Origin of the sequence: Sodalis sp. (in: enterobacteria), from assembly GCF_051710625.1 — a bacterium.
Taxonomy (GTDB): domain Bacteria; phylum Pseudomonadota; class Gammaproteobacteria; order Enterobacterales; family Enterobacteriaceae; genus JBPESN01.
Genome location: NZ_JBPESN010000001.1, coordinates 69,006 through 87,635, shown reverse-complemented (window position 1 = coordinate 87,635; position 18,630 = coordinate 69,006). Strand labels below are relative to the sequence as shown.

Genomic DNA, 18,630 nt, shown 5'->3' with positions numbered 1-18,630 from the left:
GAAGGCACATTAATAATAACACTGGACAGGGCAATGGATTTAATCGTTTGCAGGGAGGTTAAAATTAATGTAGCCCCTTATTTTGCAAACATTCTGTGGCTGACACCGAAATGCTGAATAAATAATGTATTAATACTCTGTTTTAGAATGGCATCAATCCGCCGGTGGTGGCTTGCGCCAAATAAACGTCATGCCTGTTTTTCTCAACCCACCCGGGAGGACATAAATATGTTATATCGCGTGATTAAATGTGAATATGTGGATAACGGCAATCGCTGTCTTTATTATCTTAATGACCGCAGTCTGGTACAGGAATCACGCCTCGTCCCGGTGCCCTTCAGCCTGCGTTTTTATGATGCCCGGCAACACATGATTTATTCAGACACTATTCGCCAGCAAATGAAACAGGCGGTAATGCGCTATAAAAAACAGCATTGAGGACAAGTGATGAACAGACTCATGAATAATATGATGCTCGATATCGGAACGCTGGGTAAAAAAGCCGGTTGCCCGATATTGTCGGTGGCGGCGGTGATGTTTAAACCAGCAACGGGGCGGGTTGGACCGACGTTTTATGCGCGTATCGATTATCAGGCCGCACTCAAATACGGTGAGCCAGAGGACGAGAGCCTGCAATGGTGCTAAAAACAGAGTGATGAGGCACCTCACGAGGCTTTTGGCGGTAAAGCGCGCCCCGACGTTGTGGCGCGCGCCTTGCGGACTTTTATCGCCACCCACATCATGCCGTTAAAAGGCGACGAGCGTCAATGCAGGCGATAAAAAGGGCGCAGGAAAGCCTTTAGAAAGGTTTATAAAGGCCGTCATTTAGGTAAACTAACCCGCCTGAACGCCGTAAAACGCGCCACAAGGCGTTAGCGGTGGGTGGCCTTTTCCAGGTAGCGCAGCACCGAATCCAGCAATTTCTGTTCGGTACCGGGCTGAAGCGCGCCCTGTTCATCCACAGGCAGAAAAGGTCGCGGGGCAGGGTGACGCGGCGTTAACGTCCGGCCTTGCCGCCCAGTTGATGAATACGCGCATAATCAAGGTTGCTGCCAAGCGCCGCATGATGGCTACTGTAGTCGGTGGTGACACTGCCGCGTAGCTGGCCGCCGGCTGACAGTGGTCATGCCTTTGCGCGCCAAGGCGGCCACGGAGGGTTGCCAGGCCGGATGCCCCTCATCCTCGAAGTTCAGGTCGGTGTCGGTCTTGAGGGTTTCTGCCAAGGCGCGCATTAGCGGCGTCATATCCTGCTCGCCGAGGCTCAGGTCGCGTAGCGCCTTTGCCAGTTCGCGGGCATCAATCTAAATGTGCATCAGGTCTCTCATGATTACCCTCGCAACTGTTGACGCGCCACGCCAGGTTAGCCAGCGGCGGGCCACCGTAGCTTACCAGGTCAGGGGGCGTAAGCACGACCAGGGGTGTAGGAAAAGCCGACATCCGGGCTGAGGGTTTTACCGGACGGTAAATGAAGCGTGGTCACCGGCTTCATCTCCACCGTTTTTTAGAGACCAATCTGAGCGCTGTCTCCAGCCGACCGGTTGCCGTACCCACCGCCAGCCCGCGCTGGCGAATCTCGTCGGCGGTCAGTGCAATTACGCTGCAGCGACAGCGCCAGCCGTTAGGGGGATAGAAAGTCTGCCAGAACGGATCATCCGCCGGAAAAACTAAACCATGCAGCGCCAGATGGCTTTTGCGCGTGCTATTATCGCGGATAGCCACGTACATCCAGTAAGGCCGATCATCGATATAGGCCTGCCGTTCGGCCCAGCGTCCGGCGCTGTAGAGCATGGAAAATTCGTGCGGTAATCGTCTCCAGTCGCCACGCACTGCCCTGCTAGAGGGTGAGCGGCTCGCCGGTGACGGGGTCTGTGGTATCGGTTTTTCCCCGCCATCCCCTAGCCTGTAGCACCGGCGTCAGTTCCTTTTTAAACCACTGCAGGGTCTTGCCTTCCGCCAGGGCATTTTCCAGTGCTTGGCGGATATCTTCCAGAATATCGAGGCGCATCACTTTCGCCACGGTAAAGGCTTGTGCATGTGCTTCCTGCCACATCGCCTCCCAGTCCCAGGTGATGCAATAGCCCTTGGTGTTAAGGTAGGCAATGGCGCGTGCAGGCGGCAGGCCAAAACAGACGGCAATGTCGTTACGAGTGAGCACTGAACCTCCCGGCGATTTTCGCCACAGATAAAATCTGCGCCAGGTGCGCTTGTGGACGATCAGCCGCCATGCGCGGATACATTTCTGCCAGCATGCCCATTAACGCCTCGGGAGATTGGCCTTGCTCGACGGCGTCAAGCAGCGGCAGCAGTATCGGCTGCATGGCCTTATCCAGTTGCCCGCGTGTTATCAAACTCTCCAGCGCGTGCTCCAGTTCATCCTCTGCCAGCCCGGCTTCTTCGGATTGCGTTTCGGCAAAGACCGCGTTCGTCAGGGGCGCCATGACCGCTGACTCGCGCAGGTCGCCCGGCTGCAGGTTGTGCTCACGCATAAAGTATTGCGGTGTAAACAGCGTCGCGGCCTGCGACAGGCTCAAATCGCGTTTGGCCTGGGTATCGTCAATGGTCTCTTGCGCCCATAGCTCCCATAGGGGCATTGGCACTTCACCGAAGTTAAGCTCCACCATAAACCGCAAGACCTGATTGATGGCACTCATCACCATTGCTGCATCGCCATCGCGGACATCAGCGGCGACTTCCAGTCCGGCCGGCGCTGAGGCGTGCGTGGTATCCGCTTAAGTGGTCTGCTTTTGACACAGCAGGGCAATAACGATTTCAGAGCGCGCCAGCGCAATCAGATGGCGATAGATGTCGCTGGATACGCCCTTGCCCGCCGATTCAATGATTTCCACCGTGGAATCATTGGGAATAACCGCCACCGCGTCCTCCACCATCTTGTCGAGTGAGTCGAGCAGCAGGTCGATTTCCGCATCGGCGGTGCCGCGCGAGTGTTTACCAACCAGCCAGGGGCTGCCGTACTTCTCGGTAAAGCGCATCCAGAAACGCCAGCCGCCTTTTTTAAACGCCACCGGCCAGAAGCACATCGACAGGTCAGGAAAGCCATAAGGGTTATCAAAAATGGCGTCTTGCGTGGCCACCACAAACTTGCGCGGGGGTAATAGTTCACCGGCCAGACCGGCCTGTCTGGCACAAAAGCACAGCTGGTTGCCGTTATCAACGCTGAACCACTCCGGCGGTTTGCCGACAATATCACTGACCAGCAGGCGGTCGTGACGTTTGACCCAGGTCAATTCGGCGGGCTGGCAGCCAAAGAAGGCCGCGTCCAGCAGCTTGCCAATGATACGGTCGATATCCCAGCCTTCCATTACCTCACGGAGAAAATCCACCACCGCCTGGTCGGCATGGCGTGGCGTCAGGCCACGCTCCAGCGTTTTGACCGCTGATTTACGGCGGCGAATGCTGCTGCCGACCAGCGGTTCAGCTCGCAGTTTACGGTAGACGCTGATATCGCGGCGCAGGGATTTAAGAATCATGTCCGGGTTAGGCAGCCACTGGGTAAACCCCAGAATGCTGCCGGGCTGCGCTCGCGCGTGGCAAGGGTGGCATCAGTGGCCGACGCGGGTCGGCGAAAATGACAAATTCGGTCGGTATAATATAGAGTCCGTGTGCCATTAATAGCTTTCCAGTAATTGGTTAGCCTGCCGCGGTCTGCGGGAGTAAACGCCTCCCTGCCCGGTCGGGCTGTCTGCGGCATTGAGCGCCAGAAAACAGGCCCAGGTGCGGTTAGTATGTCCACTGGCATCACTGTCGGCCACAAAGCGCGGGGCACCGGTCGGGCCGGTCACGCGCGTTAACTTGTGCGGGTCAACCCGTAAATCCTTGTCACCTTGCGGAATACGCAACCGGCGGTCTTCAAAGATTTCCTTGCCGCGCGTGGCCAGCGTGAGTTTATTGCCGGCGGCAAGGGTACCCCCTCAACGCGATAGGTACCATGACGGCGTTTGGCATCTTCCACCGGCTTTTCGCCCATGCCGGTCTGGTCAATACAGCAACTCAGTACCCGGTAGCGAAAAAAGACCTCATCAAGCAGCGCGTCCTGCTCGGCAAAGGTGGCCCGTTTGCGGGTAATGATGTCACGAGTCCAGTACACATCGCCCACCTGCTCAATCACTTAAATCACAAACAGGTCATGGCGGGTGGCGATATCAACCCCGACAAAACAGAGACCCTAGGCATAATGCTCAGGAATGGCCGCCAGGTCATGCTTTACGCCATCAATCAGCGCATAGGAGAGCCAGGTGGCGGCTTCGTCGAGCCATTTGAGTTCAAACTCCTGCGCCAGGCGTCATCATCGTTCAGGGCGGCACGCATTTCGGCAATATCGCGCGGCAGCCCTTCACGCACCGCCTGATAGATATCTACCACATGGCGTGACCAGACAATATCTAAGGTCATCAGTTCATAAAATTTGTTGCCTTTGCCGTTCGGGGTGGAGGTAACGCGCAGCGTGTAGCCGTTCGATATCACCGGAAATAGCGCCGTCCAGATTTTGCGGCTGTCGGCATGAAAGGCAAACGCATCGAGAAACACATTGGCGGCAAAGCCACGCGCCGTATCCGGGTTCGCAGGGAGTGCGGTAATGCGCGAGCCGCCGGGCAGCACCGCCTCTAACATCATGTAACGCTTGCTGCCCGACCCTTTCACGCAGCCTTCGATTTCACGGATGGCCAGACCGTGCGCCTGACAATGCTTTTTGCCCCTTCTTCCATCGCCTCTTTGGCCTGGCGTTCACCGCGCGAGAGAATGACCCGGCGGGTGCGACCGCCCCGGTCCTCGGTCTCAAAGCAGTCATCAACCAGCTCCAGCGTGGTGGTAAAGGTTTTGCCGGTCTGACGGGCAAACTGGCCGTTCTTAAAGCGCGACCGGTCGAGGAACCAGCGCTGTTGGTAAAGGTAAAGCGGTAGGGCCGCGCTCATTTGATGATTCCGTAAATCTGCTGACGTGGCCGTCGTTGTTTTTGACTTCCTGCTCCAGCGCATCCAGCTGGGCGGCAATTTTCTTGCGCACCTCTGCCTGATAGCGTTTGAAACTGACCGACGAGCGGCTCAGGGTGGCAATGCTTTTACCCACTTTGACTAACAGCGACGCGCGCTCTGCGTGCTCCATCTCTTCATCACTGGCCTCACGCACGTCGATAAGCGCCGTCAGGATATCGGCCTGGATGGTGGCGATAATCGCCTCCGAGCGCTTGTCCTGATCGTCTTCCGCTTCTTCGGTAATGACGCGCGCCATCTCGGTGGCTTCACGGATAGCGGCAAAGCGGCGTTGCACCTTCTGGCCGTAGCGGGAAATCTGCGCCCGACCGATTCTACACTCTTTATCACGCAGCAGCGTCTCCAGCTCTCGGTAGCCACTGAAATTGCGCTCCGTCAGCGCCCGGTCGAGCCATTCACGTACCGATAGCGGCAATACCTCGATATGACTACGCGGTACCATCGTCACTCCCTCCAGTACTTCGCTGGACGGGAAAGGCCGGGGATATCGTCGGTGACGTATTCCATCTGGTTCACTCCTTGCGGCGTCAGCGTGGCGCTCCAGGCACAAGCGGGCGGGCGGGTCAGACGGACCAGCCGCAGGCCTTCTAAAAACAGCAACTCTTTTTGCAGCTCCATTAAGGTTAAATCGGGGTAGAGTGAATGCCCGACATCAAACAGCAGCCGGTCATTAACCGGATAGGGCCTTGCCTTGTTGACCACCTGTAGTAACACCCAACGCAGCCCTTCCCGGCGCTCCTGCTCGGTATCTATCATACGTTTCCTCCTGTCGCCTGACGCAATTGAATGTTTTCCAGCTTCTGGTAAATCGCGTCAAGCCGGGACTCCACCACCTGCTGATAATGAATAAATTCGTTGCGCCGGACGTAACGCTCCGGCACCTCGACCTTGAATTTCAGTACCTCTCGCTCAAGGCGCGGCCCCTTATCAGCGGCATCGCGCATTAATCGCTCCAGTGACGCAAACCGCTCCGCCTGACGCTTTTCGGTCTCACGGATAAACCAGCGGGCGAGGCCACCAAGAAAACCGACCAGCCCAAACAAATAGCTGACCAGCACCCAAAAATTGACTTGCAATGTCATGGTTGTAATCCTTCGATGTAATTCAGTAAGCCATTTACTTGCGCCCGCCGGACACAACATTGCTGTCCGTTGTCGGTGATATTGGCGAGGATATCGCGCTGGGTGACCGGACTGGGGCGGAGCGGCTCATCAGCGGACGCAGGGGGTTGGGGCGTTTTTCCAGCGCCTACGGGAGTGGCGGGGGCGCCTGGATCGTTGGCGTCAGGCACGATGAGGGCAACGTTGTAGTGCTGCATGAAGCCACGAGTAAACACGCAGGACACAGCATGAGGCTGACCTTTTCATCCAGAAAGCCGTGGGTAACATCATCTATCTGCCTCTTAAGTTGACGGTTTTCGGCGTTTATTCGTGCACCGCGCGCCAGGTAATTCCACTTGCTCGTATAGGCAACTGCAACCTGGCGCTCAAAACGCTGTTGCAGGGCGTGCAGGCTTTGCGCTGCCTGTTCGGCGCGTTGCTTTTCTTGCGCTGCAAATGTCTCACGCAGCTGATGGAGGGTTGCTTCGCTCCGCTGCGTTGCCCGAGTGCTGCCTTGCGTGTAGCCGTGCCACCAGGAGAGGGACAACAGCGCGCCAACGAGCAGCACATTGAAAGTTTTTATCCCGCTGACGCTAAACACAGCTTGCCCCTCCCCAGGTCAGGTAACGCGGTGCCAGAACTTTTAATGTGCTCCGGGGATAATGACGATTCTCGCGCCAGGCGCTCACGCTACGTCCGGCATTCACCCGCTCAATGTTGTGAAACCAGCGACCGCCATCGTACCCTTGCTGTTTCGCAAGACGGTGGTCACGCTGTACCCAGCCCCTGCGCGCCGATGCGGTTGGTGATACCCGGCTGCCAGCCACTTTCGTGGTCAATCTGGGCGGCAAAATCTGCCACCGGCGCATTAAGTCCCCACAGCAGCCGGGCGTTGCGTATCAGAACTGCCCGATACGGAAGTGCGGCTTGCGGGGAATGCGCCGCATCCACATCAAATGCGCCTCCCAGCAGTAGCATCAGCAAAAAGGACAGCATCATGCCGGGTGGGGTATCGGGGTGTTGGTGGTTATTCATCATCACAGCCCCATCGCCACACTCAGACACACCGCCGCCCTGCGCAGCTGCGCGGCCGCAAACACCTGATGGCAGCCGCCGCGTACCGGATGTCGGCATTGCGCCACCTCGGGGTGGTCATGGTGTAGGTATTGACCGGGACGGGCTTTGAGGAACAGCGAACGGTCAAGCTAGTAACCGGTCACCGCCGCCAGGGTAATCAAGGCCGGCTTGTAGAGCACCACCGGCAACTGCTGCGGTAAGACCAAGCCAATCACCAGCAACAAACCGGTGGCGGTCAGTAACCAACCGCTCAATCGCGGGGTTGTTAATGAAGGTAAGGTTAATTTTTTTCGCGTTTTCATCACCATCTCCCTGAGAATCAGGCAGACAGTGTGACAAGGCAAGGCGCTACCCGCTTTTAAAGCGGTTTACTAGTGGGAACGAGCGTGAGTGGTTGGGTTAGGCACAGTTATTAGCCCCTAACGGGGCAAGGGGAAAAGCGCGACCTTTTTAGGGCTGTCACACCGGACAGGTCGTCAACTCACAGACAGCATCTGTGAGTTAACTGTGGTGCTTTCCGTTCTCGAGAACAGGGAAGAGTCTACACCAATTTCCATTAGTGAAAAAGGCTTACAGACAATGCAGCAAAAATTTTTACCGATACTGCCCTGGATAGGCGGTAAACGGCGGCTGGCAAAACAGATTTTACCGCGCTTCCCGGCGCATACCTGCTACGTGGAGCCATTTTGTGGCGCAGCGGCGCTTTTCTTTATGAAGTCACCCAGCAAAGCGGAAGTGATTAACGATATCAACGGCGAGCTGGTCGATCTCTATCGAGTACTGAAACATCATCTGGAAGAGTTTATGCGTTAGTTCAAATGGGCGCCGGTCAGCCGGGCGATGTATCAATAGTTAAACATCACGCCGACCGAAACCTTAACCGATATCCAGCGGGCAGCCCGTTTCTATTACCTGCATAAACAGGCGTTCGGCGGCAAGATGGCGGAGCACACCTTTGGCGTGACCACTACCAGTGGGTCACGCCTGAACCATGCTACGCATGGAAGAAGAGCTGTCGCTGGCTTATCTGCGATTATCACGCACCACCATTGAACACCTGGACTGGGCCAGCTGTATTGCCTGTTATGACCGTCCGCACACGCTCTTTTACTGCGACCCGCGCTATTGGGGGACGGAAGGCTATGGGGTGGATTTTGGCCTGGAGCAATACGAAAAACTGGCAGCTATGGGATGAGACCTGGCGGGATTGATGATTATTTCCATCAATGATATTCCGCAGATGCGCGACGTGTTTTAAGACTTTGCAATGGAAAGCGTCCCGATTCGCTATAGTCTCAATAGCAATCAGCCCACTTAACGGGGTGAGCTGATTATTACCATTAAATAATCCCTTTCGCGGCTACGGATAGGGAAGGTTAAGCGCGGTGACGGGCGGCTTTTTTCTCTGCGGTTGCTGTCAAGGTGCGTTTAGCCACTTCGCGGGTCTCGCCCAAAATATGTCGAAAGGCAGTTAACACTTCCGCTTCTTCTTCACCGCGCACCATATCGAGCGCACTGGCTTCATCGCTGCGCTCCACGATCATCACATAAAGAAGATCGACCCCTAACTCTTTCGCCGCAATTAAGTAGCCCGCATTCGGATGTCGCTCACTTTTTTCATAATTATACTGGATGAGTTTTTTAACTCCACAGCGTTCGGCAAAGATTTCTTGGCTAAGTCTTAACCGCAGGCGTTCCGACCTTAAGCGATCTCCCACGCCTTTCAGCGTCAGCGTGACTTACTGTTGGGTATCGAGCGGGGCCTGTTCATTGCTCGTAGCCGTTGTAGAAATCTTTCCAGACAGTTGCTGACTTTAACTGCTGTAATTATTTTTCTTTTTTGGCCACCAGTTGTCGGCTGCGCTTAAGCGCAGCTTCATCTTTACGTAATGCCGCCTTCAACGATCTTCATGAAATCCCCATGCGGCTCATTCTCTTTTAGAATAATGAGCCGCTTACCCACCTCCAGCATGGCTTCGGCACTTTTCGCCATCATAGAAGTTCGCCTCATGAACAATTCTCTCCCTTTCATAGTGCAGCCCATCCCCAAAACGTGCCATCACCTCCTGTTGAGTACTTTTTTCTGCATTTTTTTCAGGGTATGCAATTGCCCTCCACCGCCCCCCGCAATCGTGATATTGTCCGCCGTACTTACAGACAGGCTGGTTGCCGCTTTTTTTTGCCATACAGGTCTCCTTCTGGCCGACAACAGCCAGTTGTTTTTAACGGTGATAAGAGATATACAAAAACATAAAAAAGATTTTACATTATTTTGTATGTCAATATATATTTATTTTTAACTTTTTATGGCGGAGATAAAACAATATCACTACAACATCCCGCCAACTTTAAGCGCAATTTTTATGACCGAGTCTATCAGGACTACCCGACGGTGGCGGCATGAGCACGCCAATCCAGCCTCAAACCCTATCAGGTTTACATATCACTTGATAGCCCCTGCCAGGGCGGGCGCGGGGAAGCCCGCAAAATCAAACAGGGGATTGAACAGATCATGGGTTACCCTTATGCCATCGGGTAAAGAGCGCCATAAAAAATAACACTCGCCTGTTTCACTGACGGTAACACAATTTCCATTAATGAAAATGAGGCATCTGATGAAAAACACCTTATCACTGCATGCGTCTTCACGAGCACGCCGCACGCTGCGGATCCTGAAACCCATGAAGGGACATCACAACAACAATAATGGCCTCTCTAATAAGGCTCTGGCGAAGCTGGTCAATGATTCTCCGGCTAATATCAGCCGTACCCTGCCGTTTTTAACGGAAGAGAGCATGGTTGAGCAATGCCTCAATGGGTATTACAAACTTGGCGAGCAATTGCTACAGATTGCCCTTGCCTATTTTGATAAAGTCGACCGGGCACAAATTAAGATGGCAAAAAAACGTGGGCGCTGCCTAGCCTCACCGTCAAAACTGTAATAGGAAAAATAATGGGTAGAAAAGCGTTACCGATGACGGCTGAAATTGCTCTCGAACAACCGTTGGCACCAAATTTAATGAATAACCTTAACGCCCTGGCTGAACATCAGCAGACCATTATGGACAAGTACGGCGAGGGACTGCCCTATGAACGCGAGCGCATTGTGCATGAAGCACGCTTCTATATGGCGCAAAGTGCCGAAGCCATGCTGGAGGTGGGTAAGCGGCTCATTATTCTAAAAGAGAATGAGCCGCATGGGGATTTCATGAAGATCGTTGAAGGAAATCTTGGGCTTTCATATCGAACAGCCGCAAGAGTGATGCAGGTCTTAATTAAATATCTATCTCCAACTTTGCAATCAAAACTGCCAGCGCTGGCAACTTTAGGCAAAATAAAACTCTTTGAGTTGATGACTGAAGATGATGAAAATCTTGCTGCATTAGCTGAAGGCGGCACTATTGCGGGTCTGACGCTTGATGAAGTTGATCGCATGTCCGTGCGTGAACTAAAGGCAAAACTGCGCGAAACCCGTGACAACCTGGAAGCCAGCCGCCGTCTAGTTAACGAAAAAGACCAAAAAACCAATGAACTGAATGAAAACCGCCTGCTTACTCAGCATCGCCCATTAGGGGAAGAAGGCATACGCCAGTTACGCGAAGAAATTGGCCTGGTGGCCTTTGATGTTAAAGCCATGTTAATGAGGCGCTTTCGGGAAGGACTGGAAAAACTGAGCAGCCACAGTGGCGATATCACGTCCCACACCGACTATTTAGCGAGCTTGCTTAATAACATTGACTTTAAAATCAATGTGTTACGTAGCTGCTTTGCCTTACCCCGCCACGCGGTGTCAGAGAGCGCACCTGACTGGGTAAAAGACGATAATGATGCCAAAGACGCCGATTTTCAGTTACCGGAGCACTTGTGTGGTACTGGGGGAAATAACGGAGAGGAGGCGGTGTTATGAACGCCATCCTGACCGAACGCCTGTTAGCGATTGCCCAGGCTGCCGAGAAAGCCGGGCATGGCGGTAAAGACGCCGTTTATCAGACAGGTTGCCAGGCACTTGGCATTTCCAAAGCCACGCTACCGCGAAAAATCAAACAGGGAAGCGCTAAACCGCCGCATAAGCAGCGGGTGGATTATGGTACCAGTGCCCTGACGCGTGACGAAGCTCTGTTGATATCCGGAGTCATCACGAAATCAGAACGCAATAACAGCAAGCGTCTCTACAGTCTGGAAAAGCCGGTTAACGACCTACGAGCCAATAACCTGATTAATGCCGGATATGTTGATAACGAGACCAGCGAGTGGTTCCCCTTGTCGGTCGATGCCATCAGTCGAGCACTGTACCAGTATCGCCTGCACCCCAACCAGTTACGGGCACCAGCCCCGTGCGTCCAGTTAAAAACCGACCATCCCAATCATGTCTGGCAGCTGGATGCGTCGCTGTGTGTGCTCCATTACCTGAAAAATCTCGAAAAGAAGCGCACCACACGCGATAGCGGCCTGTGCATGATGAATGAGGCGGAGTTTAACAAGAACAAGCCGAAAAATCTGGCGCGGGTGATTAACGACCGCGTCTGGTCATTTGAGCTGACTGACCATATTAGTGGCTGGATTTACGCTGAGTACCGCTTTGGCGGCGAAACGGCGCAGAACTTTACTGATGTACTGATTAACGCCATGCAAGAACGCGGTGGGGCCGACGTACTGCATGGCGTGCCGCGACTCTTGTATACTGACCCCGGCTGCGCGCTAGTCTCATCCACGATGCGTAACCTGTCTAAAACCCTCGCTATTCAACTTATTGCTCATAAAGCCCGTAATGCCCGCGCTATTGGCTCTGTGGAAAAGGCGCGCGACATTTTCGAGTGCCATTTTGAATCCGGTCTGCGGTTTGTGCAAGTCGATAATATCGATGAACTGAACTGCCTAATTGGGTTGTAGCGTAAAAAGTATAACCGCACCACGCTGCATCGGCGTACCGGCATGACCCGCACCGACTGCTGGTTACGGATTACCCCGCAGCAGTTAATCAAGGCACCGCCTGTTGACGTATGCCGTGAGCTGGCGGTGAGTCAGCCCGAAAACCGTAAGGTTAGCGCCCACCTTCGAGTGTCGTTCAGGGGCAGTGAATACGATGTACGGCAAGTCCCCGGCGTTTGCGTGGGCGACACCTTACAGATAGTGCGTAACCCCTGGCGCGACAGTGGGGCGCATGTGGTGATAATCAATGCGGACGGGCTGGAAACCTTCTGCCGGGTGCCGGAAGTGGCGAAAGACGACTACGGCTTTGCCCTCAATGCCCCGACACTCGGCGAATCGTTCAAAGCATTACCCCACATCACCGTGCAACACCATCTTGCTAAAATTGAACAGACCCTGTATGGCACCACCACGCCAGGGGAAACCGCCGCCGCGCAAAAAGCCAATGCCTTACCCTTTGGCGGACGCTTTAACCCTTATCTGGACAATGAACGCGACACCCCACCCACTTACCTTCTCAAACAGGGACAGGCATCCACGGTTTGCGCCCCGCGTTTTGAAGAGCGTTTAAACCCGGCCGGGGTGGTTCAACGCCTGCGGGCGCGTTTTCAGGCGGCGGGCAAGACCTGGCGCAGTGAATTTTACACCCTGCTAACCCAGCGCTTCCCGGACGGCATCCCCGCCGACCAGGTCGACGCGCTGGGTGATGAGCTAATGGCGCAGACGGGCGATGTGGTGGTCAATCTGGTCAGTCACGGTTAACGGGAGACCATCATGCTGAAACTTAAGACGCTATTACAACAACACAAGCTGACACAGGCGACACTGCCCCGTGCGCTTGACCTTTCTGAAGCGACATTAGCGCAGATAGTCAATCACCACCAGTGGCCGAAACAGGACACCGACGCGCTAAAACACTGTATCCGGCCCTGGCTGCGTGACCAGGGCATCGCGGCGGACGACTGCTTTGACGGGATAACGCACGGCGACAAGGAAAAGCACACACCACCTAGCAACAAGGAGGACACGATGTTACTAAAAAACAGGTATTACTGCCTGCCACCAAAAAGCATTTCGGGCTGTTTCGCGCCCCGTTTGATGACCAGGCCATACAGGGCCATGAAGATGTTCTTCTCACCCCTGAAAGCCGTTATGTGTGCGAGGCGTTGTACTAGACCGCCCGTTATGGCGGCTTTATCTCCGTTATCGGTGAATCCGGTTCGGGTAAAAGCACCCTGCGTCGTGACCTGACTGACCGCATTTATCGGAAAAACGCCCCGTGGTGGTGATTGAACCCTACGTTCTGGCGATGGAAGACAACGACCATCAGGGCAAGACCCTGAAAGCTGCCAGTCTTGCCGAGGCTATTGTTTATACGCTGGCTCCACTGGAAAAACTCAAACGCTCGCCGGAGGCCCTCTTTCGTCAGTTACACCGACTGTTAAAAGACAGCAGCCGTGCCGAGTACAGCCATGTACTGGTGATTGAAGAAGCCTATGCCTTACCCATACCGACACTAAAACACCTCAAACGCTTCTTTGAGCTGGAAGACGGCTTTAAAAAATTGCTGTCCATCGTCCTGCTGTGGCAACCCGAACTGGGCGACAAGTTATCCGAGCGCCTGCTGGCGGTCAGGGAAGTGGTACAGCGCTGCGAGGTGATTGACCTGCCGCCGCTGGATGAACATCTGACCGACTTTCTTGACTTCAAATTTAAGCGGGTCGGCGGTGACATGAGCACAGTCCTTGGCCCGGATGCGATACCGGCATTGCGTCAACGCTTAAGCTGGCTGCGCCCGAAAAAAGACACGCCGGTCAGCCTGCTTTACCCCCTGGCTATCGGCAATCTGGTGACCGCCGCCATGAACCTGGCCGCACAAAACGCCATTCCGGTTATCGACGCCAATATTATTCACAGTGTGCATTAAAGGAGGCTTTTATGCTGAACCCCGCCGTGACCATTAAAAACCCGTCAGCGATGACCTGCCAGGCCATCCAGCAGCAGATCAGGCAATGCCTATCGGTGATAGACAAACTTAGCGATGAAGGTTTCACCATTAACCAATTTACCGTTGATGGCTATAGCCGTCCGATTATTACCCTGCTGCATGACCGACGGTGTAATGCGTTACATAAAAAGGGGCAGACCGTTCGCTATGCCCTGGGCACTGATTATCAGGGTCGCTGGGAAAAATACCAGTTCCTGCAAGATAACTGCCGAATAACCTGGGAGGTACATTAATGATGAAAACACGACCTGTCCGTATTACCGCTCGCCAATTGGTTTATCTGGCAAAAACCGTAGATATTACCAAACAGGACTATGAAACCTATTTGTCGATTTGCGAGAACTGCCGTGATTTTAATGAACAAGACCAGCGTCTTGGTGAAATAGCTGCCCGATATCGCATTAACGTATTTGAGCATATTTAACACAGTGACGCTCTTGAAGACATTATTTTCAAGCACGTTTAATCCCCGATATTTTAATTAAAAGGTAAAAAAAGATGGCAAAGGAAATGACGCGGCTTAAAGCCGCGGCGGGTGCCCACACGCCGCAAACCCGTGCACAGGTGATGGACGATATTAAGCGGCTAAGCGATATCCAGCGGGAAATGACCCGACTGGAGACGCAGATTAACGATGAAATTGCGCGGTTAACCCATCAACACACTGCAGATATTGAAGCCATGAAAGCCCGGATAACCCTGTTGCAAAAGGGTATCCAGACCTGGCGCGAAGCCAACCGGGAGGGACTGACCCAAAACGGCAAAACCAAAACCGTTAACCTGATAACCGGCGAGGTGTCATGGCGCAACCGCCCGCCATCCGTGTCCTTCAAAGGGATGGACGATATCCTGCAGGCGCTGGAAGAAAACGGGCAACACCGCTACATTATTCGCAAAGCACAGGTGGATAAAAATGCCCTGCTAAAAAATCAGGATACCATTAGGCCCATTAATATTCGCGGAATTACCTTTCATCACCAGCTTGAGGATTTCATTATTACGCCCTTCGAGCAGGAGCTGCAGTAATGCGCACCTGGTATAACAACACTGTCCACTATGCGGGACAGTGGCTGCGAAACCTGATAGCCGCCGGGCATATTGCGCCTGGTGATGCCGATGAATGTTCAATCGAGGAGATTAAACTCGATAAATTACAGGGCTACACCCAGTGTCATTTCTTCGCCGGTATCGGCACCTGGTCATACACCCTGCGAAAAGCGGGCTAATCAGATGATAAACCCGTGTGGACAGGCAGTTGCCCCTGTCAGCCTTTCAGCGCGGCATGCAAAGGAAAGGGATATGCTGACGAGCGGCACTTATGGCCCGCTTCTTCCACCTCATCCAGCAGTGAAAACTTAGCGTTATCTTTGGTGAACAGGTTGCAGGTAAAGACGGACTCGCATGGCTCGACCTTGTACAGACTAACCTGGAAGCAGAGAACTACGCCACAGCAGCGCTTGATTTATGCGCTGCGGGTTCGGTGCGCCGCACATCCGACAACGACTTTACTGGATGGCCTACGCCGACCACGCGGAACGGGAAGGATGGCAGGGAGTGCCTGAATGTGCCGCTCAATGCGCTGCTGGGACGCATAGGCTGACAGGCTGGCCAACGCCCCAGGCGACAGACAGCAACTTTGGGGTAAGAGCGCCGAGATTAAAAAAGGACGGAAACCGCAATTTGAATGTCAGGAGGGAGCTGCCGCCACGATTTGAAAGACATTCCTTACCCGATCAACAGTGCCCCCGTATCTGGAATTGCAGAAACCAACAGCAGCTTGCCGACTAACGGCTCCTGGCGAGAGGCTGACTGGCTCTTTTGCCGCGATGGAAAATGGCGGCCAGTTGAACCCGGCACGCGCCCGCTGGCTGATGGGATTACCAACAGAGTGGGACGACTGCGCTCCTACGGTAACACCCTCAATGCGCCACAGGCCCAGAGCTTCATCGCTACCTGTATGTGCGCCCTCACCCTAGGCACCACTAAAACAATCCCAAAGTCAGACGTCATTATTACGCCCTTTGAGCAGGAGGTCAGCGCATGAGCTATCAGGAAATAAAACATCTGCGCCGTCAGATTGAAAAACGCTTTAACCGCGCCCGGCATCATCTGCAGGCAGATTATTCTGCCGCTGCGTATTGTGAATTTCAAAATGCCTTCGAGATATTGGCCGAACTCTTAGATAAGGAAAACACATTATGTGCATTACCTGCATCAGCTGCCATCAGGCAACCCGCCACCTGAATCCTACCCAGGCCGAGATTACTTAACAACCGGAAAGCGGCGAGTGGGGAATTGACCTGCTATTGGCTTGTCCTCACTGCGGATAGCCGTATAGCACCTGGGCACTTAACTGGGATATCGTGCCACTAAAACGTATCACGGCAAATTCGCCGGTCACGCCCCACAATTTCAATAAACCCGCCGATTAACGAAGAGGAGATCACCATGTAGATATTAATTTTGACCATGTACGCCAGTCCTTATGCCGATAATGCTTTTTCTTCCCTGCACACACAGGAATTTGACACGGAAACCGCTTATCAACAGGCCGCCAGACTGTTTGCAGAAAAATTTGAAACGTTCAAGGATATTGATGCTTGGGCAATTTGCGTGAAGAAGTCATAGCAGAAAATCGGCATATAAACCATTCAATTGTACAATAACGATATTTATTCTATAATTCTTCAAACCCTGAAGGATTATTTTTTGCCCGTAGCATAAGGAACCCTGACCCCAACCACGACGATAAAGGACGCCACCGATGACCCGACAAAAATACCTGCAGTTAATCCATATTGTCACCCACAATCTCAAGCTGGACGACACGACTTACCGCCAGATGCTGCAGAGGCTAATCGGGAAAACATCGGCAAAAGCCCTGAATATCGCTCAACTGGCTCAGATGTTAAACGCGCTGAAAGCTAAAGACTTTCGTATCCAACTCCATCACGCCAGTACAAAAAAGCAGACTGACCGTGCTCAAATCCAAAAAATGCAACCTCTATGGCAGACAATGGCTCGCGAGGGCATTGTCCGGGATGCGCCAGCAACAGCCCTTGCCCACTTTGTTAAACGGGAAACCGGTTGTGATTCGCCTTACTAGCTGGATAGCGAACAGGCCGGCCAGGTTATCGAGAAACTCAAGCAGTGGCAAAAACGTGTAGCGAGGGCAACATCATGCTAGAGAATACCTTTCCTAGCAAAGGGCCAGAGTTACTGGTTGAGCTGGCCGAGCACACTGCCCAGACTGTCTGGCAGATTATCGACGTTGACCCCGCCGTTGCCAGCCAGATAGGCGATGCCGTCGCCAGTCAGATGATAGCGGTCTGGGGAGGGCAAAATGTCTATTTCCCGATGGAGCTGATATGGAAAGTCAACCAGCGTGACCGGGAAATATTTGCTGACTTCAACGGCCATAACTATCACGCGCTAACGCGTAAATATAAAGTCTCGCTACAGTGGATTTATTCCGTGGTGAAGCGGGTTAAAAAAAGAGCTGGCTCGCATTCAGGGCAGTCTGTTTGAAGATACAGATAAGCCGTCTGGATGACCGTTTCTTGTTTCACATAGTGAAACTTAATTACCGTAACCTGTCCTAGGTAGATCCACATCTATCGCACGTTTTCCTTTTAAATATCTTACGTCCTATCAGTTTCAATCCTTCAATTTATTTCTCCATCTTTCGGTGCTGGACAATGTCGCCATTGGCCCGCGCAAATTGTTGGGGCTGTCGATGATCGACGCCCACGAACGTGCGATGACGTTATTGGGTAAAGTAGGCCTGGAGCAAAAGGCGCAGGCAATGCCCGCGAGCCTGTCCAGCGGACAGAAACAGCGGGTCGCCATCGCGCGCGCTGGCCATGCAGCCGGAAGTGATGCTGTTCGATGAGCCGACGTCGGCGCTGGATCCTGAGCTGGTCGGCAAAGTACTTGGCGTGATGAAGCTGTTGGCCAAAGAGGGCATGACCATGATTGTGGTCACCTATGAGATGGGATTTGCCCGCCAGGTGGCGGATCAAGTGGTGGTGATGGATCATGGCCGCGTCGTGGGTTTCGGCCCGGCGGAACAGATTTTTTCCCATCCGCAGCAGCCCCGCACCAGTACCTTTTTGCAGCGGGTACTGTCGGCCGATTAACGGTCGTCCCCGACCGGATGCCGCCGACGGCAATTTTCCCTTCCTACGGTGCAACCAAAAGGTCCGGTCGGCGGCATCCGGTGTTATAATTCCTTGGGCATAAAAGTGCGGCTGGTGCCGGGCAGCGCGCAGGTAATTTCATCGAACGTCCGCCAGCCGTAGCGAGCATAAAACGCGGGCGCCTGAAAATTAATGGTGTAGGGCACACGGCGCCGCGGCAACCGCATTCACGGCCCTGCTGCTCGAAGGTTGCCAGTAGCGTGCTGCCGATACTGTTGCCGCGCAGCGCGGGGGGGGGGGGGGGGGGGGGGGGGAAAAAAAAACAAAAAAAACACACAGAAACACGCCCGGCCGCCCAGAAACAACGG

General features: G+C 53.7%; 23 protein-coding genes and 10 pseudogenes. 17 read left to right on the top strand and 16 right to left on the bottom strand.

Features of this window, described 5'->3' with window-relative positions; translation table 11 throughout:
- Nucleotides 1-240: 240 nt before the first annotated feature.
- Nucleotides 241-438 (top strand): hypothetical protein, encoded by a 198-nt coding sequence (locus ACTBDU_RS00660; RefSeq protein WP_438805179.1) that lies wholly within the window; start codon nucleotides 241-243, stop codon nucleotides 436-438.
- A gap of 9 nt (nucleotides 439-447) precedes the next feature.
- The gene (locus tag ACTBDU_RS00655) at nucleotides 448-645 is read left to right on the top strand and encodes a 3'-5' exoribonuclease domain-containing protein (protein WP_438805178.1); all 198 of its coding nucleotides are present in this window, start codon (nucleotides 448-450) and stop codon (nucleotides 643-645) included.
- A gap of 352 nt (nucleotides 646-997) precedes the next feature.
- On the opposite strand, the gene ACTBDU_RS00650 is transcribed toward ACTBDU_RS00655, so the two are convergent.
- The 14 genes and pseudogenes from ACTBDU_RS00650 to ACTBDU_RS00585 all read right to left on the bottom strand — a co-directional run bounded on the left by ACTBDU_RS00650 (nucleotide 998) and on the right by ACTBDU_RS00585 (nucleotide 7,488).
- Complete coding sequence (locus ACTBDU_RS00650) at nucleotides 998-1,120, bottom strand: phage virion morphogenesis protein (protein WP_438805217.1); 123 nt, start codon at nucleotides 1,118-1,120, stop codon at nucleotides 998-1,000.
- Nucleotides 1,071-1,286, bottom strand: coding sequence for a phage virion morphogenesis protein (locus ACTBDU_RS00645; protein ID WP_438805216.1), 216 nt, complete (start codon nucleotides 1,284-1,286; stop codon nucleotides 1,071-1,073). Before ACTBDU_RS00645 ends, ACTBDU_RS00650 begins: the two co-directional genes overlap by 50 nt.
- A gap of 107 nt (nucleotides 1,287-1,393) precedes the next feature.
- A pseudogene (locus ACTBDU_RS00640) lies at nucleotides 1,394-2,155 on the bottom strand (phage head morphogenesis protein).
- Nucleotides 2,142-3,627 (bottom strand): annotated as a pseudogene (locus ACTBDU_RS00635) (DUF935 domain-containing protein). The pseudogenes ACTBDU_RS00640 and ACTBDU_RS00635 overlap by 14 nt, the downstream one beginning before the upstream one ends.
- Nucleotides 3,627-3,857 (bottom strand): hypothetical protein, encoded by a 231-nt coding sequence (locus tag ACTBDU_RS00630; RefSeq protein ID WP_438805177.1) that lies wholly within the window; start codon nucleotides 3,855-3,857, stop codon nucleotides 3,627-3,629. The pseudogene ACTBDU_RS00635 and the gene ACTBDU_RS00630 overlap by 1 nt, the downstream one beginning before the upstream one ends.
- Nucleotides 3,806-4,126, bottom strand: coding sequence for a hypothetical protein (locus tag ACTBDU_RS00625; RefSeq protein ID WP_438805176.1), 321 nt, complete (start codon nucleotides 4,124-4,126; stop codon nucleotides 3,806-3,808). Before ACTBDU_RS00625 ends, ACTBDU_RS00630 begins: the two co-directional genes overlap by 52 nt.
- A gap of 107 nt (nucleotides 4,127-4,233) precedes the next feature.
- On the bottom strand, nucleotides 4,234-4,617 hold the full coding sequence (locus tag ACTBDU_RS00620) for a terminase large subunit domain-containing protein (RefSeq protein WP_438805175.1): 384 nt from the start codon (nucleotides 4,615-4,617) through the stop codon (nucleotides 4,234-4,236).
- A 38-nt stretch (nucleotides 4,618-4,655) separates the two neighbouring features.
- The gene (locus ACTBDU_RS00615) at nucleotides 4,656-4,931 is read right to left on the bottom strand and encodes a terminase large subunit domain-containing protein (protein ID WP_438805174.1); all 276 of its coding nucleotides are present in this window, start codon (nucleotides 4,929-4,931) and stop codon (nucleotides 4,656-4,658) included.
- The gene (locus ACTBDU_RS00610; RefSeq protein ID WP_438805173.1) at nucleotides 4,867-5,451 is read right to left on the bottom strand and encodes a DUF3486 family protein; all 585 of its coding nucleotides are present in this window, start codon (nucleotides 5,449-5,451) and stop codon (nucleotides 4,867-4,869) included. Before ACTBDU_RS00610 ends, ACTBDU_RS00615 begins: the two co-directional genes overlap by 65 nt.
- Before the next feature lie 2 nt (nucleotides 5,452-5,453).
- Nucleotides 5,454-5,765: a hypothetical protein gene (locus tag ACTBDU_RS00605; RefSeq protein ID WP_438805172.1), complete on the bottom strand. Its 312-nt coding sequence runs from the start codon at nucleotides 5,763-5,765 to the stop codon at nucleotides 5,454-5,456.
- A complete protein-coding gene (locus ACTBDU_RS00600; RefSeq protein ID WP_438805171.1) occupies nucleotides 5,762-6,091 on the bottom strand; it encodes a hypothetical protein in 330 nt (109 codons plus the stop codon). The genes ACTBDU_RS00605 and ACTBDU_RS00600 overlap by 4 nt, the downstream gene beginning before the upstream one ends.
- 166 nt (nucleotides 6,092-6,257) lie before the next feature.
- Complete coding sequence (locus tag ACTBDU_RS00595; protein ID WP_438805170.1) at nucleotides 6,258-6,710, bottom strand: hypothetical protein; 453 nt, start codon at nucleotides 6,708-6,710, stop codon at nucleotides 6,258-6,260.
- A pseudogene (locus tag ACTBDU_RS00590) lies at nucleotides 6,703-7,147 on the bottom strand (hypothetical protein). Before ACTBDU_RS00590 ends, ACTBDU_RS00595 begins: the two are co-directional and overlap by 8 nt.
- Nucleotides 7,147-7,488 (bottom strand): annotated as a pseudogene (locus tag ACTBDU_RS00585) (putative holin). Before ACTBDU_RS00585 ends, ACTBDU_RS00590 begins: the two co-directional pseudogenes overlap by 1 nt.
- Nucleotides 7,489-7,765: 277 nt before the next feature.
- Here ACTBDU_RS00585 and ACTBDU_RS00580 point away from each other — a divergent pair.
- Nucleotides 7,766-8,441: pseudogene (locus ACTBDU_RS00580) on the top strand (DNA adenine methylase); the annotation flags it as partial.
- Between the two features lie 121 nt (nucleotides 8,442-8,562).
- On the opposite strand, the gene ACTBDU_RS00575 reads toward ACTBDU_RS00580, so the two are convergent.
- Both ACTBDU_RS00575 and ACTBDU_RS00570 read right to left on the bottom strand, forming a co-directional pair.
- Nucleotides 8,563-8,904: a hypothetical protein gene (locus tag ACTBDU_RS00575; protein WP_438805169.1), complete on the bottom strand. Its 342-nt coding sequence runs from the start codon at nucleotides 8,902-8,904 to the stop codon at nucleotides 8,563-8,565.
- Nucleotides 8,905-9,083: 179 nt separating this feature from the next.
- A pseudogene (locus tag ACTBDU_RS00570) lies at nucleotides 9,084-9,246 on the bottom strand (DUF3102 domain-containing protein); the annotation flags it as partial.
- Between the two features lie 555 nt (nucleotides 9,247-9,801).
- On the opposite strand from ACTBDU_RS00570, the gene ACTBDU_RS00565 reads away from it, so the two are divergent.
- From ACTBDU_RS00565 to ACTBDU_RS00500, 14 genes and pseudogenes are all read left to right on the top strand, one after another.
- Entirely contained in the window at nucleotides 9,802-10,128 is a 327-nt protein-coding gene (locus tag ACTBDU_RS00565) for an IclR family transcriptional regulator (protein ID WP_438805168.1), read from the top strand.
- Between the two features lie 11 nt (nucleotides 10,129-10,139).
- Nucleotides 10,140-11,093, top strand: a complete 954-nt coding sequence (locus tag ACTBDU_RS00560; RefSeq protein WP_438805167.1) for a DUF3102 domain-containing protein — start codon at nucleotides 10,140-10,142, stop codon at nucleotides 11,091-11,093.
- A pseudogene (locus ACTBDU_RS00555) lies at nucleotides 11,090-12,877 on the top strand (integrase). Before ACTBDU_RS00560 ends, ACTBDU_RS00555 begins: the two are co-directional and overlap by 4 nt.
- 12 nt (nucleotides 12,878-12,889) lie before the next feature.
- Nucleotides 12,890-14,042: pseudogene (locus ACTBDU_RS00550) on the top strand (ExeA family protein).
- A gap of 11 nt (nucleotides 14,043-14,053) precedes the next feature.
- Nucleotides 14,054-14,356: a hypothetical protein gene (locus ACTBDU_RS00545; protein ID WP_438805166.1), complete on the top strand. Its 303-nt coding sequence runs from the start codon at nucleotides 14,054-14,056 to the stop codon at nucleotides 14,354-14,356.
- Nucleotides 14,356-14,547, top strand: a complete 192-nt coding sequence (locus ACTBDU_RS00540; protein ID WP_438805165.1) for a hypothetical protein — start codon at nucleotides 14,356-14,358, stop codon at nucleotides 14,545-14,547. The genes ACTBDU_RS00545 and ACTBDU_RS00540 overlap by 1 nt, the downstream gene beginning before the upstream one ends.
- 86 nt (nucleotides 14,548-14,633) lie before the next feature.
- Nucleotides 14,634-15,149 (top strand): host-nuclease inhibitor Gam family protein, encoded by a 516-nt coding sequence (locus tag ACTBDU_RS00535; protein ID WP_438805164.1) that lies wholly within the window; start codon nucleotides 14,634-14,636, stop codon nucleotides 15,147-15,149.
- Complete coding sequence (locus tag ACTBDU_RS00530; RefSeq protein WP_438805163.1) at nucleotides 15,149-15,349, top strand: hypothetical protein; 201 nt, start codon at nucleotides 15,149-15,151, stop codon at nucleotides 15,347-15,349. The genes ACTBDU_RS00535 and ACTBDU_RS00530 overlap by 1 nt, the downstream gene beginning before the upstream one ends.
- Before the next feature lie 485 nt (nucleotides 15,350-15,834).
- On the top strand, nucleotides 15,835-16,167 hold the full coding sequence (locus tag ACTBDU_RS00525) for a hypothetical protein (protein ID WP_438805162.1): 333 nt from the start codon (nucleotides 15,835-15,837) through the stop codon (nucleotides 16,165-16,167).
- On the top strand, nucleotides 16,164-16,367 hold the full coding sequence (locus tag ACTBDU_RS00520; protein ID WP_438805161.1) for a hypothetical protein: 204 nt from the start codon (nucleotides 16,164-16,166) through the stop codon (nucleotides 16,365-16,367). The genes ACTBDU_RS00525 and ACTBDU_RS00520 overlap by 4 nt, the downstream gene beginning before the upstream one ends.
- A 219-nt stretch (nucleotides 16,368-16,586) precedes the next feature.
- Nucleotides 16,587-16,751, top strand: coding sequence for a hypothetical protein (locus tag ACTBDU_RS00515; protein ID WP_438805222.1), 165 nt, complete (start codon nucleotides 16,587-16,589; stop codon nucleotides 16,749-16,751).
- Nucleotides 16,752-16,887: 136 nt separating this feature from the next.
- Nucleotides 16,888-17,229 (top strand): phage protein GemA/Gp16 family protein, encoded by a 342-nt coding sequence (locus ACTBDU_RS00510; RefSeq protein WP_438805160.1) that lies wholly within the window; start codon nucleotides 16,888-16,890, stop codon nucleotides 17,227-17,229.
- 74 nt (nucleotides 17,230-17,303) lie between these two features.
- Nucleotides 17,304-17,676 (top strand): annotated as a pseudogene (locus ACTBDU_RS00505) (Mor transcription activator family protein).
- 102 nt (nucleotides 17,677-17,778) lie between these two features.
- Nucleotides 17,779-18,262, top strand: a pseudogene (locus ACTBDU_RS00500) (amino acid ABC transporter ATP-binding protein); the annotation flags it as partial.
- Nucleotides 18,263-18,630 lie beyond the last annotated feature (368 nt).